This window comes from Neobacillus sp. DFD-2R (assembly GCF_057747865.1).
Genome location: NZ_CM173228.1, coordinates 3916907 through 3934925 on the forward strand (window position 1 = coordinate 3916907; position 18019 = coordinate 3934925).

An 18019-nucleotide genomic window follows, 5' to 3' on the forward strand; every position below is an offset into this window, starting at 1 on the left:
AATATTGTGAAATTCTTCACATAATTATTTTAAAAAAAAGGTTTCATTTAACATGGATTTAATTTTACTCACAAACTGGATTTCTCGGAATCTTTTCAAATGAAATGTCGGTAAAAAGCTTTGAGCATCTTTTAACAATGATTACATAATTTACTGTCCAAATGTACGATGGAATCTCTTCGTTTTCTTTGAACAACATCGCTTCAAATTCGTCTCCTACAGCTGCTTCAAAAGCTTCTATAGAATATGTTTCTGAGTCTGTTGAGAAGTTCTTCCATTCACATATCATCATTTGTTATCACTCCTTGTTTCCTTTGTGATTTCATCATATCATAAAATTCGAAAAATAAAATGTGAAATATTGAACAATCTATGAACCATTTTGAAAAATCGTTACAAATAGTGTTTTCTTCATATGAGCGGCTTTTTCTATTTATTATTATGTAAAATTTAAATTTAGATATATTATTTTGAAAACGCATTCAAAAATAATATTATACTAATATAGCTTAATATGGTATGCAGACTATAAAATAAAAAGGGTTCACCCAATTTATCGGAACCCCTTCTTTTAGATGACTCGTTCTATTTTTCATTTCTTTGTACCTTAGAAAGTAAAGGCCGATTGTTTTTCCAATAAACACTGACCGGGAGATTGAAAAATTGGGATAGCTGTTCACTCGAAATCATCTCAGGTGTATCTCCGGATGCAAAAACTTGACCTTCTTTTAATAACAATGTTTTATTGAAAACAGGTAAAATCTCTTCTACATGGTGGGTTACGTAAATCATGGTTGGAGCATCCGTATTTTTTGAAATCCTTTCTATCGTTTCCAACAACTGCTCTCTCGCAATAAAGTCTAAGCCGTTAGTTGGTTCATCAAAAATAAGTAAAGCGGGTTCAGCTATCAATGCACGGGCTATTAGCACACGTTGCTTCTCCCCTTGTGATAGTGTTTCGTAGTTTCGGTTAGCATACTCAATGCATCCGAGATCTTCTAAGAGGCAGACTGCTTTTTTTCTCATTTCATCTGTCGGTGATTCATAAAGACCTATAGAAGCAAATGCTCCGCTTAATACGACTTCAAATGCATTGTCACCTTTATGAAATTTTTCTTGTAGCGAGGATGAAACGAACCCTATCTGCTGGCGAAGTTTCTCTCCTAAATAAGTTTTCCCGAATTCCTTTTCGAGAACGGTAACTTTCCCTTTTGTTGGGAAATAGTATGCATTTAACATATTTAAGATAGCCGTTTTTCCTGCTCCGTTTAATCCAAATAATACCCAGTGCTCTCCTTTTTTAACATCCCAATTAATATTCTGTAGAATCCAATTAGCTTCCCGTCTTACAGAGACGTCTTCCAGATGTAAAACCATCTTCCTTCCACCCTCTACCATTCTATGTAAAAATATTCATATATCAATATTATCAAGGTATTAAGAATAACTAGCTATTTAGGATTAAACCCTTTTGTAAGCCCATACATTTATGTAAGCTCAAGCTCCATTTCATTGGTATATTCCTTGATTGAAAAACTAAACAGTTTACGCTCATTTCTTCCTTTATGACCAATTAACTTGTACCAGTTTTGCCCAATATAAAAAGGGTTTGAAATCAACTTTTCTATGTAGTTTGAAATACGGTTATTTTCTTCCTGTTTTTCAAATTTATTTTTACAAGACAGCGCCATGACAAAATATGATTTATCATTTTCAAACTCAAGTAATTGAAGGTGATTCGTACCTTTCTGTTTTTTATTGAACTCATCCAGTACCATATCAATACATTTTTTTACATCTATTTCATATTTATTTGCATCCTTCCAGTTTGATAATAAGGAATCATAAAGAGACACTGTTAGGATGTAATAGGAGGAATAATCTTTTGGGTCAAATCTTTCATTGCCAACTTTTTGTTTTTCCAATGGGATCACAACAAAATTTTTATAGTCAGCAAAAAAATTTTCATTCATAACATATACCTTCTTTCTTATAATGTATAAATCTGAATATTGGTAGTTTAACATTTTTTAATAGATATATATTAATGGTAACTCTTGATAATTTCGAATCATTCAGTCAAAAGTATTATTTTGATTAGTAAAAAACAGGAAGAAAGGAGTAATTTTCAGAAAAGTAAAAACTCGATTATATGAAAATTATAACGAAAAAAAAGAAATCCTGCAAAAAATGTGAAATTTTAGGGTTTTAAGTACCAAGCTCCTTAAATTTCATTCATATGTAAATCATTTAGGAAGAACTTTACGTTTAACGAAAAGGGACTGGTAGTTCCAGCCCCTTTTATATTGCTTTTAATAATTATTTCGAATTTGAATGGATGCTGCAAATCCTTCCGCTTCAGTAAAGGACAAATTAACTAGTAATCTATCCGGATGAAATTGATGGTAATCACGCAAATAGATGGCAACAGCATCGATTACGTCCTGTTCATTTAATCGCACTTGGCGTCCATAAACTAAAGCTGTGGCCGCAAATCCATAATCCGGATTAAACTCCAAATCAACTTCTACCTGTTCAGGTTTTACCTTTTCTCTTACCGATGTGTATACACAAACACTATCGACAAGGTCTTGTTCATTAAATATTAGCTCCATCGCTATTCTCCTTAGTATCTTCTTCTTCTGAAAATGCTTTTAATTAACTTGATAATAATTAAAATGACAATGATATCTACTAGAAGTCCCAAAAAGGAAAATCCGTACGAACCGAAATAACCATTTGCTCCGTAATAATGACCGCCAAAAGGATGGAACATATGACCAAAAAACGTTCCTGCTCCAAAGGCAGCAGCGTGAGACCAAAAGCTGCCGGACCGTGAAGATTGAGATCGGCTATACTGAGAAGAAGACGGTGTTCTTGAAACACTGCTTGATGGCGACTTATATCCGGAACGGTAGGTTTTGCTGCTACTGGAATGAGATCCTGACAGAGAACTGTGAATAGTTGTACTATGACCGCCACTAAATCCTCTGGCTTCCGCAAAGCTTGGCAAAACAAGCGTAAACATGAGCAAGAATACCAAAATTAATTTTTTCAAAATCAAAACTCCTTTCTAACTGAAACACTACTATTATAATACAAAATACAAAAAAGGTTTCGATTTAAAATAGATTTAAGATTTAAAAAATCAATATTTTTTTACGGATTCTAACCGTTCTAAAGCTTGTGCAAATCTTCCAATTCCCGCATGAATGAACTCAGTTTTTTCATGGGCAAATGTGCTTTTTGTGGATTGGGCTGGTATATCACCCATATTTAAGATAAATAAATGAAAATAAGCCAAGGGCATTTTTATATGACCTTGGCTTATTTTAATATTTTATGGTTGGTTTATCTCTCGCTTACCAGTTACAACTTGAAACAACTCATCCCGATCAATATAGCTTCCTGAAAATTCATGTGTCAATTTTCCGTCGGAATTGAAAATAAAGGTTTTGTTATCATGGACAACTTCTGAACCGTTCTTTTCAAAATGTTCACCTAATATATCGGCTAATTTTTTTATTTCCGTCTTATTTCCAGTTAGCATTTTTAAATAAGACGTATCAAAGTTCATTTTCTTGGCGTGTTCCTTTAATGCTGCCGGAGTGTCATTTTCAGGGTCGATTGAAACAGAAACAAGCAAAATATTATTAGGATTAACCCCTTTTGATTTAATATCCTGCTGGAGGTTACTAAAATTCCCTAATAAAATAGGGCAGGCATTCGGATCATCACAATTTACATAAGTGAAGGTCATGGCAACCGTTTTCCCCAAAAGATCTTGTTTCGTTACCGGCTTTCCATTTTCGTCAATTAGCTTAAAATCAGGCAGTGCTACCTGTTTTGTCACCCTGTGGGCATTTTCCTTCGTTAATGCCTCGACAGTGAATTGTTTTTCTTCCTCCACTGTTTTTCCGTTATTGTCTACTTTAATTTCTGCCACCCAGTCACCATTCATGGATAAATTAGCGATACCAACATACTTCCCATCACCAGTTTCTTCAATTGTAACTGGTATCATTCCATGGTCCATGTTTTTCATATTTAATTCTGCGCTAATTTTAGCACCTTTAACAAGCTTACCCTGCTCGTCAAGAATTTTTATTTGCATTGGGAAGGGTTTCCCGGGAGTAAAGGTTTTTGGTGTTGAGAGCTTCACCTGATAGTTATTCGCTCCTCCACACCCTGCAAGTAATATCATTAATAAAACCGGAATGAAAATTGCAAATTTTTTCATATCACTCAACCTTTCAGGGAATTTACATTATTACAACACCCAGTTTAGTTCATCAGACGTTAAATTTTTTATTTTCCAATTCAACTATATATTTTTCACATTTTTTTAACTGTGAGATTTTACACGTTCCCATTATATTTTTATTTATTTGTTTTCGTTCGCAAACAAAAACAGACCAATATGTGGTCTGCCGGGAACTATTCCTTATTCTACAATTGCTACCTTAATATTTTTTTCTTCTAACTGTCTTCTTACTTGTTCGTCAATTTTTGAATCTGTAATAATAGTGTCAATTTGGGATAATGAAGCGATATGTGAAAAGGCACGTGTCCCAAATTTACTCGAATCAACCATTAAAATCGTTTCATCTGCCATATCCATCATTTGTTTCTTTAATAACGCTTGCATTTCATTAAAATCGCTGAGGCCCTTTTCCAAATGGACTCCTTTACAGGAGAGGAATACTTTATTAACGTGATACATGTTAAGCGATCGTTCCGCAAGGGGGCCAACATAAGAAAGCGATTGCGCCAATAGGATTCCGCCTGTAGAAATTACTTTAATTTGTTCTTTTTTGCTCAGTTCAATGGCTACTTTGATTGAATTCGTAAGGACCGTCAAAGGCATATCAGGTAATTCCTTTGCCATATACCATGCCGTTGTACTGGCATCCAATACAATTTGATCGCCTGGCACAATGTATTTTACTGCTTCTTTTGATATACCTCTTTTTTCAGCTGCGTTCGTAATCTCCCTTTCCGAATAGGAGGTCTCCGCCTGATCTTCCTCAATGCTTACAGCCCCGCCATGGCTTCTCATTAATAAATTCTCTTTTTCCAGCTTTTCAAGGTCGCGTCGAATCGTTTCCTCTGTAACAGAAAAAATTTTGCTCAACTCAGTTACTCGAACACTTAATCTCTCATTTACTAATTCCACAATCTTCCTTTGTCTTTCTGCTACCAGCACAACAACTGCCCCTTCCTGACTTTCATACCATCCGATTTTGTTTTATGTTTGTTTACTTTTATTTAATTGTTTGTTTGCATATCAAATATAACATAATTTTTGAAAAACAAAAGTCAATTTTAATAATTCAAAGAAAAAAGGACCGAATAGATGGCCCTTTTACTTGTTAATATTTAATTATTATTCCGCTTCTGAAACAACCGTTTAGTAGGTTATTTGCCAACTAATCTTAAATTATTTTATCAATTTTCTTTATTTAATAATTTAAAAGGTTTCGGACTAGTAAGAAAGATGTTCGAGTCTGTTTTTTTCCTTCATTCCATTAGCGCTTGGATAAAACTTCATTTTCATATGCTTTTACTTCTTCTAACCAAGATTCTTTTACCGGTACACCCATTTTTTCGCAATAGTAATCCCAAACCGCACCAAATGGATAGGTTTTAAATTCTTCCATGAGTGCAAGCCTTTCAGTAAAATTACCTTCGTCCTGCAGCTGTTTCAAATGTTCATTTGGAACAAGCATCGCATAAAGCAGAGCCTTAATCATATTTCGTGTTCCAATTGTCCATGCTGCCACTCGGTTGATGCTGGCATCAAAGAAATCAAGTCCGATAATGACCCGATTTAATGCATCATTACGAACAATTTCAAGGGCAATTTCCTTTAACTCATCATCTAAAATCACCACATGGTCACTGTCCCAACGGACTGGTCTTGATACATGCAAGGCAAGCTTTTCGCTGTATAGCAGCATCGAAGAAATTTTGTTAGAAACCGTTTCTGTTGGATGGTAATGTCCTGTATCTAAAAGGCAAAGTTTATTATTTTTTAACGCATAGCCAAGATAAAACTCATGTGAACCGACAACATATGACTCAGAGCCGATCCCAAAAACCTTGCTTTCAACCGCATCCAGATTATACTTTTCATCTACATCAACAGCAAAAATTTTATCCAATGAATCTTTTAATCTTTGTCTTGGAGTCAAACGGTCGCTTGGAACATCCTTATAACCATCCGGTATCCAAATATTTGTTAACGCCGGTGTTCCAAGTTCCCTGCCAAAGTATTCACCAATTTTACGGCTGGCGATACAGTGATTAATCCAGAATTCACGAATTTCTTCGTTTGGATGTGAGAGTGTTAGGCCCTCAGTTGCCTTAGGATGTGAGAATAATGTTGGATTGAAATCCAAGCCCAGTCCATTTTCTTTTGCCCATTTAACCCAGTTTTCAAAATGCTTTGGTTCAAGTTGATCTCTTTCGACCACTTCTCCATTTGTTTCGGCATAAATCGCATGTAGATTCACGCGGTGTTTCCCTGGAATTAATGAAAGAGCTTTTTCTAAATCACTTCTTAATTCTTCAGGTGTAGTCGCTTTGCCCGGATAGTTTCCAGTTACGTCAATTCCACCGGATAATTCACTTCGGTTTACTTCAAAACCGCCAACATCATCGCCTTGCCAGCAATGAATGGAAATCGGTACATTTTTCAGCTTTTCTACTACTTCATCAACGTCTACTCCCCATTTTGCATAGGCTTGTTTTGCAAGTTCATAGTTTTCTTTAATTGACATTTTCATTCTTCCTTCCTGTATTTAACTGATTACGTGCTGAGTTGGTATATATTTTTTAACTTCAAATGAATCTTTGATGATGGAACGTGCCTCTTTAATATCATCTATTTCACCAAGAGCCATTAACTGGGCCGCGATGTTCCCAATAGCAGTTGCTTCAACTGGTCCTGCATAAACCTCTTTATGTGTTACGTCAGCAATTAGCTGGTTAAGCATTTCATTTTGACAGCCACCGCCTATAACATTAATTTTTTCAAAGTTTTTTTCAAAAATTTCTTCAATTTCCCTAACAGCTTCCTGATAACTTTCTGCTAAACTTTCAAATACACATTTAGCTATTTCACCAGGATTGCTCGGTATAGGCTGATTTGTTTCAATACAATAGTTCATGATTTCCTGAATCATGTTATCAGGCTTTAAGAAGCGGTCATCATTCACATTAACAATAGACCTAAAATCTTTCGCTTCTCTCGCTAAATCTACGAGCTTAGCAAAGGAATATTCATCATTATAGTTTCGTTTTACTTCCTGGATCATCCAAAGACCCATGATATTTTTTAGGAATCGGTATTGATAATCCATTCCGCCTTCATTTGTGAAATTATAGTCCAATGCCTTTGTTATACAAATTGGAAAGTAATTTTCTGTTCCAATCAATGACCATGTACCAGAACTAATGTAAATGGTATCCTCCTTCTCAGGAACAGATATCACAGCTGAGCCTGTATCGTGTGTTGCAGGGAGAATTACCTTCATATCAAAACCAAGCTCTGAAACCAGTTCACCTGACAGTGTCCCAAGAACTGTTTTTGGTGTTTTAATCTCCTGGAACATCTCTTTGTTAATTTCAAGCACATCTAATAGCTGCCCATCCCACTTCTTTGTAAATGCATTTACTAGCTGTGTGGATGTAGCATTGGTGTATTCATTTGCTTTCTTCCCTGTAAGTAAATAATTGAAATAATCCGGAATCATTAAAAAGGATTTCGCTTTTTCAAGAATTTCAGGATTATTTTTTTTGATGGAACATAATTGATAAATCGTATTAAATTTTTGGAATTGAATGCCTGTTTCCAGGTAGAGTCTTTCCTTCGAAAAAAGCTTGAACACTTCTTCCATCATCCCATCGGTCCTTGGGTCACGATAAGCAACCGCTTCGGTTAAGGGTTGATTATTTTCATCCAATAACACAAAATCAACTGCCCACGTATCAATCCCGATGCTGTCCGGCTGTATCCCCATTTGCCTGCATTTATGAAGACCGTTTTTAATTTCCTGAAAGAGTTTATCTGCTTCCCAACAAAATGACTCACCTTTTTTGACAATTTTGTTTTCGAAGCGGTGAATTTCATTTAGCTTTAATAATCCCTCCTCAAGATATCCTAAAATAAGACGGCCAGTTGAGGCACCGATATCGACGGCTACACTGTATTTTGTCATTAACATCACCCTTTAGTTGTAAACGCTTACAGATATATCTCTATCATACTAAAAGAAAAATAAATTCATATAACGCGATTCGGTTATTTTATTGTCCTTATTTGCATTCCTTTACAAATAAGAAAGAGCAATCGGAAAAAGTTTAATTTCCTAATTGCTCTCGAAACTGCTTGGGTGTTTTCCCATATTTATTTTTAAAAATCCGATAAAAATAACTGATATTATCGTAACCAACTTCTTCAATGATTTCCGTAATGGTCATTTGCGTACTATCTAATAATTCTTTTGCTTTACTTAAGCGTTTTTCCTGTAAAAGCTCTTTAAAGGTAAATTTGGTCGCCTTTTTAATATGTTTACTTAACGAATAGTGAGTTTGGTTTAATTTTTCCGCTAATTCATATAAGGAAGCAGTTTGAAAGTGTTCGTCAATGTACTTTAAAGACTCAACCAGCAAATATTGCAGCGAAGAACTTTCTTCTTTATGTTCAACTTTATCAGAATGCTTAATTAACTCAATGATTAAGAGCCCCATATAGAGCTTTATGGTTGAATCAGATAATAGCGAAGGGTTCATAATTTCCATGATTATCGTCTTAATTAAATCCTGAATACTGTCTACTTCAGCAACAGTAAAGTAAAGGAATTGCCCGCTTTGCGTGTTATTGTAAAGGCTATTAATAATAAAGTTACTAATCCTATTACCGGATGAAAGGAAGGAAAAAATAAACTCAAAAAATTGCGGCTGAATAATAAAGTTGATGATAATATCCTCTTTTGCACAGGCTTCAATCTCATGCTCAATATGTTGGTTTAAAAACAACAACTCGCCCTTTTTTAATGCAATTTTTTGGTTACCAACTTTTTGTGTGAGCTTACCGTTAAAAACATAGTTTATCTCAATATAATTATGCTTGTGTTTTGGAAAATCAACAAAACGGGTATGCTTGCGGACCATTATCATACGGTCGTGCCCGAGGAACTTCTCGCTTTCTATGACGAAATTTGTTTGGCTTGTGTAAAGATCTTTGGTGATTTCTTTATTTTGCTCCAGAATTGCTTTTTCTTCCTCTGAAATTTGCATAAGTTCACTAAGTAGATTCATCTTTACTTGCACTCACTTTTTAGATTCGATTTGTTTAAATATAGCATACTTCTCAAAGTCATTAACAAAAACCGAAAAAGAGGCCCAATGGCCCCTTTAAGCAAATTTAATTCTTTTTACCTCGTAAACGCAGCCGGAACACCGCCATCAACAGTTAACATACATCCGGTTGTTCTGTCTGATTTAGATGATGCAAAGAAAGCGATTGATTCTGCTATATCTGCAGGATAAATATTTACTAACAGCGTCGTGCGTTTACGATAGTGTTCTTCTAATTGATCAGGGTCGATACCGTACGCTGCTGCACGCTCTTCACGCCATCTTGAACCCCAGATCGCAGAGCCTTGAAGAACCGCATCCGGAAGAACTGAGTTCACACGAATTCCAAACTCTCCTCCCTCAGCGGCAATACATCTGGCTAAATGCGTTTCCAAAGCTTTTACAGAGCTATAAGCTGCTGCGTTTTTTCCGGCATAAACAGAGTTTTTCGAACCGATAAATACCATGTTACCGCCAATGCCCTGGCTCTTCATTTGTTTGAATGCTTCACGGGCGACTAAGAAATAACCTGTACCTAAAACATTCATATTCAAATTCCATTCTTGGAGAGTCGTTTCATCAATAGGACTTGAGGTTGCAAGGCCGGCATTATTGACAATAATATCTACACCGCCGAAAGTAAGTGCCAATTGATCGAAGGCAGCCTGAACCTGCTCTTCCTTTGTTACGTCCATTTTTACAGCTAAAGCACGGCCGGCACCAAATTTTCCGTTAATTTCAGCCGCGACTTTTTCTGCTCCTTCCAGATTTAGGTCTGCCAGAACGACATGGGCACCTTCAGAAACGAGGCGGCGTGCTGTTGCACTGCCAATACCACCTGCCCCCCCGGTTATAAAGGCTACTTTTCTTGAAAATTCTGCTTCAGCCGGAGCAAGAGTCAATTTATATAATTCTAATGGCCAGTATTCGACATTGTAGGATTCGTTTTCACTTAAAGAGACAAAGTTTCCTAGTGTAGTAGAACCTTTCATAACAGCAATGGCACGATGATATAAGGCGCCGCTTACTCTTGAATCCGCTACATCCTTACCTGTATTTACCATACCTACTCCTGGAATAAGGATAACCCTTGGTGCAGGTTCAAACATTTTATCGCCTGCATGCTTGTTGCGGTCAAAGTATTCTTTGTACTCCGCTTTGAAGCCGGCAATTCCATCTTTTACACTGGCAATTAGGGATTCTACATCCCTTGTTTGCGGATCCCAACTAATATAAAGTGGTACCATTTTTGTATGAACAAGATGGTCCGGGCAGGCAGCCCCAATTTGTGAAAGCTCTCGTGCTTGATGGCTATTTACAAATTGAAGCACATCATCACCACGGTCATAGGTTAACAGCATTTTCTTGTCTTCACTTACAGCTCCGCGGATAATTGGCATTACTTTAGCTAAAATGCCAGTTGCTTCTTCCTCAGATAGTGAATCATATTTTTGACCCCCAAATACGGATGATACATTCATTCTTTCGTTTATATATTGTTCTGCTTCATTAATAATTTCGATCGTTTTTGCATAGGACTCTTCTGAAGTTTCTCCCCAAGTAACAAGTCCGTGTTTCTCCATTAATACAAGCTCTGCATTTGGGCTATTTTTTACCCCTTCTGCAATCATTTTTGAAAGTGTGAAACCCGGGCGCACATATGGAACCCACACAAAACGATCGCCATAAATTTCTTCGGCCATTTGTCGGCCATTATCCGCACAGCAAAGGCTAATAATAGCATCCGGATGGGTATGGTCAACATGCTTAAAAGGCAAGAAAGCATGTAATAGCGTTTCAATCGACGCTCTGGGATGCTTGCTGTCAATCATGCAATGTGATAGGTAAGCAACCATGTCTTCATCTGACATTTCATCCCGCTCGAATAATGGACGAATGTCATCTAAATTCAAACCGGTAAAGTTTTGTGCTTTCATGGTTGCTAAATCAGAGCCGCTGCCCTTCACCCACATCACTTCAATATTACGGCCACGGAAGTCTGTTTCCGTTGTTTTCATCGATGTATTGCCGCCACCCCAGTTACATACGGCACGATCTGATCCAATTAAATTTGAACGATAAACTAATTCCTCTACCCCTTTTGTAACTTGTGTAGCTTTTTCTGTATCCCAAAAATTTTTAACCATCCGAACTCCTCCGTTTGTATGTATTTATGTTTATTATCTTCTGTTTCATTATAATATACCTTTGTTTATTTTTGAATATAAAAATTAATATCTTTTATTATTTTTGATTGTTTCTATCGCTTTTGTTTTGGCAGGTTACAGTAATGCTTAAAATAAATCAATTCATGAAATACTAAAAAACAAAACACAAAAAATTTTTTGTGTTTTGGAAGCGCACACATCCTTTACAATACGAAGAATTATCTTGATGGCGTTTAAAAACCAATTATTTATCCTATCTCAAAAATCGAAAAATATGTTATATTTTAATAAGATAAAAAATGGAGAGTGAGAAAATGAATCAACTTGTACAACGTGCCTATAATTTTAACGCTGGTCCGTCAGCCCTTCCGCTTGCCGTCCTAGAAAAAGCCCAGCAGGAACTTATTGATTTTCGCGGTACTGGTATGTCTGTCATGGAGCTTAGCCATCGTAGTGCTGCTTATGAAGAGGTACATAATCAGGCCATTTCCCTCTTAAAGGAATTACTTTCAATTCCTGAAGATTATGAGGTGCTTTTTCTGCAAGGTGGTGCCAGTCTTCAGTTTTCAATGATTCCGATGAATTTTTTGACACCTGAGCAAAAAGCAGGCTATATTATGACCGGCTCTTGGTCTGAAAAGGCGTTTGCTGAGGCAAAATTATTCGGTAATCCATATCATGTTGCGAGCACAAAAGACAGTCAATATCGTGGAATCCCTCAATTTGATGAATTGCAATACAGCCCGACGGATGAATATGTACATCTCACATCAAATAATACGATATACGGCACCCAGTGGAAGGATTTTCCTCAAACAGGTGATACTCCTTTAATCGGAGATATGTCCAGCGATATTCTTTCCAGGCCATTTGATGTCAGCAAATTTGCTTTGATTTATGCCGGTGCCCAAAAAAATCTTGGTCCTTCCGGTGTAACAGTAGTGATTATTCGCAAAGATATGATTGAAAAAGCAAATTCCAACATTCCAACTATGTTTAAATACAGCACGCATTCAAAAAACAACTCCTTATATAACACTCCGCCAACCTTTGGAATTTATATGCTTGGTGAAGTTCTGAATTGGGTAAAAGAATTAGGCGGCATTTACCAAATTAGTAAACGGAATGAAGAAAAAGCAAAGTTAATTTATAATGCAATCGACAAAAGCCATGGTTTTTATAGTGGTCATGCTGAACTGGGAAGCCGTTCTCTTATGAATATAACATTCCGATTAAAAAATGAAGAGTTGGAGAAAAAATTCTTAGCTGAAGCAAAAAGAGAAGGATTTATTGGTGTAAACGGACATCGCTCTGTCGGAGGATGCCGCGCATCGACTTACAATGCTGTTCCGTTTGAAACATGTAAAGCGTTCAGTGATTTCATGGTTCAATTTCAAAATAAAAATCAATAACATACATTCAAAAGCCCTCACAAATGCGAGGGCTTTTGTTTTGAAGCTTACACCTTTTTTTCCCCTTTTACATAATCCGCATCAAAAAGGAACAATCGCATTAAGAGAATTAATGAAGGAACCAGAATTAATAAGCCGCAAATAAATGCGATGACCAGGGAAGTACCCATTGTTGGATTGGTATAGCCGCTGTAAATCGTAATGTATGGATCCAATATGTAAGGCAGGTGGGATGCACCGTATCCAAAAAAAGCAAAGAAAAACTGGAACATAACGAAAATAAAGGCAGTTCCGTAATTCCGGCGTCTCCATATCAAGAAGGATGCAGCTAAAAAGCAAAGCAAGGAAAGGGCGAACATCCACCAATACTGATTGATGATTCGATTAAAGTGCAATATATTATGTTGTCTTAACGAAATAAACACTAAAAGACTGGCCAAAATGGTGGGAAAACACCATAATAGAGCAAATCTCCGTAAAATTTCCCGAGCCTTCCTATCTGCTGCCCGATCTGCATAATAGGTAAGAAAACTGGCGCTAATGAACAAGACAGATACAATGGCCAAAATGACTACACTCCATGAATAGAAGTTTGTAAATAACTCTTTTGCGAGAAAAACGATATTGTTTCCGCTTTTTTTAATCAGGCCTCCTTCGGATATCGTTAAAACCGTTGACAGTGAAGCCGGGATGAGCAAACCTGTTACCCCGTATAAAAACAAGTAAACATTATTATCCTTTGAACCGTAATTATTGAAGGCATAAAAGGAGCCGCGAATCGCCAGCAATACAAGAGAAATACTTCCGGGAATAAGTAAGGCGGTACCATAATAAAAGGCGGTTTCAGGAAAAAAACCGACCATGCCGACAAAGAAAAAAACAAAAAAAACATTGGTTACTTCCCAGACAGGCGATAAATACCGGCTAATTAGCTTGTTCATGATATGATCCTGTTTTGTGATTTTTCCATAATAGGCAAAGAATCCTGCACCAAAATCAATCGAGGCAACAATTAAATACCCATATAGAAAAAACCACAAAACGGTTATTCCTAAAATTTGAATGTCCATACTACTACTCCCTTCTATTCCCCTGAAATCGGTATTCCAGTTCAGCCTCAGCAGGGTTATTACGAAACATCTTTCTAAGTACAATTGTAGAAATAACTCCAAGAACTGCGTACAATGCAAAAAATAACCAAAACATTGTACCAACTCCCTTTGAAGTCGTTGCCGCTTCTGATACTTTCATATATCCTCTTAATATCCATGGCTGCCTGCCAACCTCTGCTAAAATCCATCCTAATTCAATTGAAATAAAGCCTATTGGGCCGCAAAGAACAATGGAGCGAAGCAGCCATTTATTATAGGTCCATTGTTTTTTCCATATCAAACAAGCTACAAAGCAACAGGAGACAAGGATCATAAACATCGCAAATGATACCTTTATATCAAATAAGTAATGAATATACAATGGAGGGATTTCATCAGGTTTAAATTGATCTAAACCGATTACCTTCCCTTCGAAATTATCATAAGACAAAAAGCTAAGCATTTTTGGTAAATGAATGGCATATTTGATTACGTTTGTATTTTTTTCTAATGTACCAAAAAGAATCAAATCGGCACCTTTTTCGGTTACAAAATGCCATTCAATGGCCGCCAATTTTTCCGGTTGATGCTTGGCTAAAAATTTTGCCGATAAGTCCCCTGCAATTCCTGTTAAAATAGCAAAAATAAACGCCGCTGTAACCGTAAGTTTTAAAGCTTTTTTTGTATACTCTGTAATTGTGCCTTTTAATAGTTGAAGTGCTGCTATTGCCGCCAAAAGAAAGGCGGAGCTTAAATAGGCCGTTACGATGACGTGAAAGGTTTTTGATGGTGTTGCCGGATTAAACATCGCCTTAAGCGGATCTAAGGTGACAATCACGCCATTTACTAATTTAAAACCCTGCGGCGTATTCATAAATGCATTCACAGTTGTTATAAAAAAAGCCGACAATGATGCACCAATTACCACCGGTATCGATAACATCCAATGATTTAGAGGCTTTTTAAAGCGATCCCACGTGTACAAATATATCCCCAAGAAAATAGCTTCAAAGAAAAAAGCAAAGGTTTCCAGGAATAATGGCAAACTAATCGCTTGACCTGCGATCCTCATAAAACTCGGCCATAAAAGCGACAGCTGTAATCCGATACATGTTCCCGTAACCACTCCAACTCCGACCGTAATTGTATACCCTCTTGCCCATCTTCTTGCTAATAAGATATAATGGGAGTCTTTCTTTTTTATACCGACGAACTCAGCAATCGAGATCATTAACGGTACGCCAACTCCAATTGTGGCAAAAATAATATGAAAAGCTAATGTTAAAGTGGTTAGCATTCGGCTCAAAATAACACTATCCAATTCCTTCTCACCTCATTCTAATAATTACTGCATCTAAAATATGTATTCACTTTATTGTGATTTGATTCACATTCCAGCCAATTAACGAGATCTTTCTTGATAAAAATTGATGTGATATAATTTCATTTTTTTAATAGTAGAATTCCCCCATTTTCTACAAATGATGCTATGAAATTCCAAAGAAAAAAGACAAAAAGCCGGAAAATCAGCTTTTTGTCTTTTTAAATGAACAATAGATAAATTGGCCTACGGAAGCTGCTTTAATTTATTTTGGATTGGGGTGCGCTGTTTTGGTTCCCGGGTTTCATCAGGATAGCCCACACCAAATACACCAATGACGTCATATTCATCTTGAACACCAAGAATTTCACGATTTTTCGGATTATTACCCATTGAAGACCAGAATGTTCCCACGCCCTCTGCCCAAGCAGCGAGGTTAAAGTTTTGAACGAAACAGGCTGTTGCAAGTGCATTTTCCTCTGTTTCAATGACTGTAGCACCATGCTTGGACAAAATGGCTATGACAACAGGAGCATCACCGAAGTTTGTTTTATGGTTTAATTTTGCTCTGGTCTCAGGACCGACAATATATACCTCCCAAGGTTCTGTCATTCGATGATTCGGAGCCATTGCAGCAGCCTCTAGCCATAAATGGAGCTTATCCGGATTTACGGGATCCGATTTGAAGAGTTTGATATTACGGCGTGTTTTGATTATTTCTAAGGTATCCAAGGAAATCCTCCTTATTTTTAATTTAGTTTTGGACTAATTAATCTTAATCTCTTTTCACAAACTTTTACAAATTTTTTATCATTTACAATTCACAGGGAATTTGCCAAATAATTCACTTATTTTACCTAAGTACTGCTTTAAATCAAAAAATATAAAAAAATGCCGACCTAAAACGAAAAAGGTCAGCCATCTGAAAACACTATAATAAGTTATTTTTGAACACTTACGTAGTTTTTTGTTTACTATCTATCACTTGGTCGACAATGAAGAGATTGATTTTTTTTCTCATTGGATAATAATAAAGAACCAATGGAGCGACTAATCCCATAATCCAGGCAATATCTGTCCCATTCAAGGTTTTGGAGACAGGACCAACATATATGGTGGTATTTACAAAAGGAACTTCAAGAATAAACGAAACCAGATAAGCAATAATGGCAATCCAATTAAATTTTCCATACTGTCCATTTACATCAAAAACATCCTGGACATTGTATTCCCCTCGACGTAGAAGATAATAGTCGATCAAGTTAATAGCAGTCCATGGAACCATAAAATAGGATAGTAATAGAATAAAATTCTCAAAATTACTTAAAAAGTTTCCATTCCCCCAAATTGCGATGACTGTACCGATAATGACAGTTGCGAAAACCAACCAAAATCTAACTTTCGTTGTTGCTTTTAATTTTGTAAAGGCTTCTAGTGTTGTCGTTATCGACATAAATGCACCATAAAGGTTTAACACATTTACCGCTAAAACCCCGAGAACAATCACCACATACATAATAACAGCAAACTGTGGGCCAACAAGCGTTGCCAGGCCTGAGCTGGAATTACTCAAGAACTTTGGAATGAGTGCAGTTAAAATAACGCCTAAAGTCATCATCCAAATAGTACCGATGACAGTACCTGCATAGGTATAAGCAAAGGTTTTCGATGATGGTGTATTAATTGGCAGGTATCTGGAGTAGTCAGCTACATACGGTGCATACGTTAATTGCCATGTCGCCGCAATACTAACTGATAATAAAAATGGACCCGCATCAAAATGACCCGGTGACCAAATATGAGCAGGCATAGGAAGACGAAACGCTTCTACAGTTACAAAAACAAATACGATAGCGAAAATAACAGCAAAATACTTTTCCATTTTATGAATTAAATCATAACCGAAAAGAGTGATGACTAATGCAATTAAACTTATTAATACAATTCCCCAGTTAACCGGGATTGAAAATGCACTGCTAATTGCCTGGGCACCGAGCACTCCGCTACTTGCAAAAAAACCAATGTACATCAGAATAACAATACAAAGAGGAATGACAGCCCCAACTACCCCAAATTGCGCACGGCTCTGAATCATTTGAGGAATTCCCAATTTTGGTCCTTGAACGGAATGAGATGCCATAAAAATTGCACCTAGCAAGTTACCGATAACAACCGCAACAATACTCCAAAACAGCGTTAATCCAAATTCAATCGAAAGTGCTCCGGTAACGAGTGTAGTAACCTGCATGTTGGCGCTGAACCAAATCGTAAACAAATTGCGAACACTGCCATGCCTTTCTTCCTCGGGAATAAATTCGATCGTTCGTTTTTCGATATTCACACCAAACCCCTCCTTAAATTTGTTTTTTAGCTCATTTTTAAATCCTCCTTATTCGAAATCGCTTTCAGTAGAAGTTCCTCTGATTAATCAGATGAGCAATTCCTAAATTTATTCTATAAAAAATAGAGTGTGTAAAACAGGATAATATATATATATAATATTAAAATTTTAAATATTTATAATATTCCCACTAAAATTCCCAACTGGAAATCTTTATTTTTTTTAGATTTTATATAAAATTTTTATATTCATTCAAGTTATTGAATTTCTTTTTAATTGTGAGAATCTACTTGAGATTTACAGTTTTGTACCACACAAGTGAA

At 36.4% G+C, this 18019-nt stretch carries 16 protein-coding genes; 1 reads left to right on the top strand and 15 read right to left on the bottom strand.

Annotated elements, in window-relative coordinates:
• Positions 1-64 precede the first annotated feature (64 nt).
• From AC3ANV_RS19550 to AC3ANV_RS19600, 11 genes are all read right to left on the bottom strand, one after another.
• On the bottom strand, positions 65-292 hold the full coding sequence (locus tag AC3ANV_RS19550; protein WP_488310342.1) for a hypothetical protein: 228 nt from the start codon (positions 290-292) through the stop codon (positions 65-67).
• 293 nt (positions 293-585) lie between these two features.
• Positions 586-1377, bottom strand: a complete 792-nt coding sequence (locus tag AC3ANV_RS19555; RefSeq protein WP_488310343.1) for an ABC transporter ATP-binding protein — start codon at positions 1375-1377, stop codon at positions 586-588.
• Positions 1378-1487: 110 nt separating this feature from the next.
• A complete protein-coding gene (locus tag AC3ANV_RS19560) occupies positions 1488-1973 on the bottom strand; it encodes a hypothetical protein (RefSeq protein WP_488310344.1) in 486 nt (161 codons plus the stop codon).
• A gap of 339 nt (positions 1974-2312) precedes the next feature.
• On the bottom strand, positions 2313-2615 hold the full coding sequence (locus AC3ANV_RS19565) for a DUF2653 family protein (protein ID WP_488310345.1): 303 nt from the start codon (positions 2613-2615) through the stop codon (positions 2313-2315).
• Positions 2616-2626: 11 nt separating this feature from the next.
• Complete coding sequence (locus tag AC3ANV_RS19570) at positions 2627-3058, bottom strand: hypothetical protein (protein WP_488310346.1); 432 nt, start codon at positions 3056-3058, stop codon at positions 2627-2629.
• Between the two features lie 282 nt (positions 3059-3340).
• Positions 3341-4240 carry an SCO family protein gene (locus tag AC3ANV_RS19575; RefSeq protein ID WP_488310347.1) on the bottom strand — a complete coding sequence of 300 codons (900 nt, stop codon included), beginning with the start codon at positions 4238-4240 and terminating at the stop codon, positions 3341-3343.
• A gap of 204 nt (positions 4241-4444) precedes the next feature.
• Positions 4445-5206 carry a DeoR/GlpR family DNA-binding transcription regulator gene (locus AC3ANV_RS19580; protein ID WP_488310348.1) on the bottom strand — a complete coding sequence of 254 codons (762 nt, stop codon included), beginning with the start codon at positions 5204-5206 and terminating at the stop codon, positions 4445-4447.
• A 322-nt stretch (positions 5207-5528) separates the two neighbouring features.
• The gene (rhaA, locus tag AC3ANV_RS19585) at positions 5529-6782 is read right to left on the bottom strand and encodes an L-rhamnose isomerase (RefSeq protein WP_488310349.1); all 1254 of its coding nucleotides are present in this window, start codon (positions 6780-6782) and stop codon (positions 5529-5531) included.
• A 21-nt stretch (positions 6783-6803) separates the two neighbouring features.
• Positions 6804-8222 (bottom strand): rhamnulokinase, encoded by a 1419-nt coding sequence (gene rhaB / locus AC3ANV_RS19590; RefSeq protein WP_488310350.1) that lies wholly within the window; start codon positions 8220-8222, stop codon positions 6804-6806.
• Positions 8223-8364: 142 nt separating this feature from the next.
• Complete coding sequence (locus AC3ANV_RS19595; RefSeq protein WP_488310351.1) at positions 8365-9324, bottom strand: AraC family transcriptional regulator; 960 nt, start codon at positions 9322-9324, stop codon at positions 8365-8367.
• A 116-nt stretch (positions 9325-9440) separates the two neighbouring features.
• Positions 9441-11510: a bifunctional aldolase/short-chain dehydrogenase gene (locus AC3ANV_RS19600; protein WP_488310352.1), complete on the bottom strand. Its 2070-nt coding sequence runs from the start codon at positions 11508-11510 to the stop codon at positions 9441-9443.
• 335 nt (positions 11511-11845) lie between these two features.
• Between AC3ANV_RS19600 and serC the strand changes: the two genes are divergently transcribed.
• A complete protein-coding gene (gene serC, locus AC3ANV_RS19605; RefSeq protein WP_488310353.1) occupies positions 11846-12943 on the top strand; it encodes a 3-phosphoserine/phosphohydroxythreonine transaminase in 1098 nt (365 codons plus the stop codon).
• Between the two features lie 47 nt (positions 12944-12990).
• Here serC and AC3ANV_RS19610 read toward each other — a convergent pair whose 3' ends face one another.
• The 4 genes from AC3ANV_RS19610 to AC3ANV_RS19625 form a co-directional block, all read right to left on the bottom strand.
• The gene (locus AC3ANV_RS19610; RefSeq protein WP_488310354.1) at positions 12991-14013 is read right to left on the bottom strand and encodes a cytochrome d ubiquinol oxidase subunit II; all 1023 of its coding nucleotides are present in this window, start codon (positions 14011-14013) and stop codon (positions 12991-12993) included.
• Positions 14014-14017: 4 nt separating this feature from the next.
• Positions 14018-15331: a cytochrome ubiquinol oxidase subunit I gene (locus AC3ANV_RS19615; RefSeq protein ID WP_488314279.1), complete on the bottom strand. Its 1314-nt coding sequence runs from the start codon at positions 15329-15331 to the stop codon at positions 14018-14020.
• Between the two features lie 270 nt (positions 15332-15601).
• Positions 15602-16087: a nitroreductase family protein gene (locus AC3ANV_RS19620; protein ID WP_488310355.1), complete on the bottom strand. Its 486-nt coding sequence runs from the start codon at positions 16085-16087 to the stop codon at positions 15602-15604.
• Positions 16088-16310: 223 nt separating this feature from the next.
• Positions 16311-17696 carry a purine-cytosine permease family protein gene (locus tag AC3ANV_RS19625; protein WP_488310356.1) on the bottom strand — a complete coding sequence of 462 codons (1386 nt, stop codon included), beginning with the start codon at positions 17694-17696 and terminating at the stop codon, positions 16311-16313.
• Positions 17697-18019: the final 323 nt, after the last annotated feature.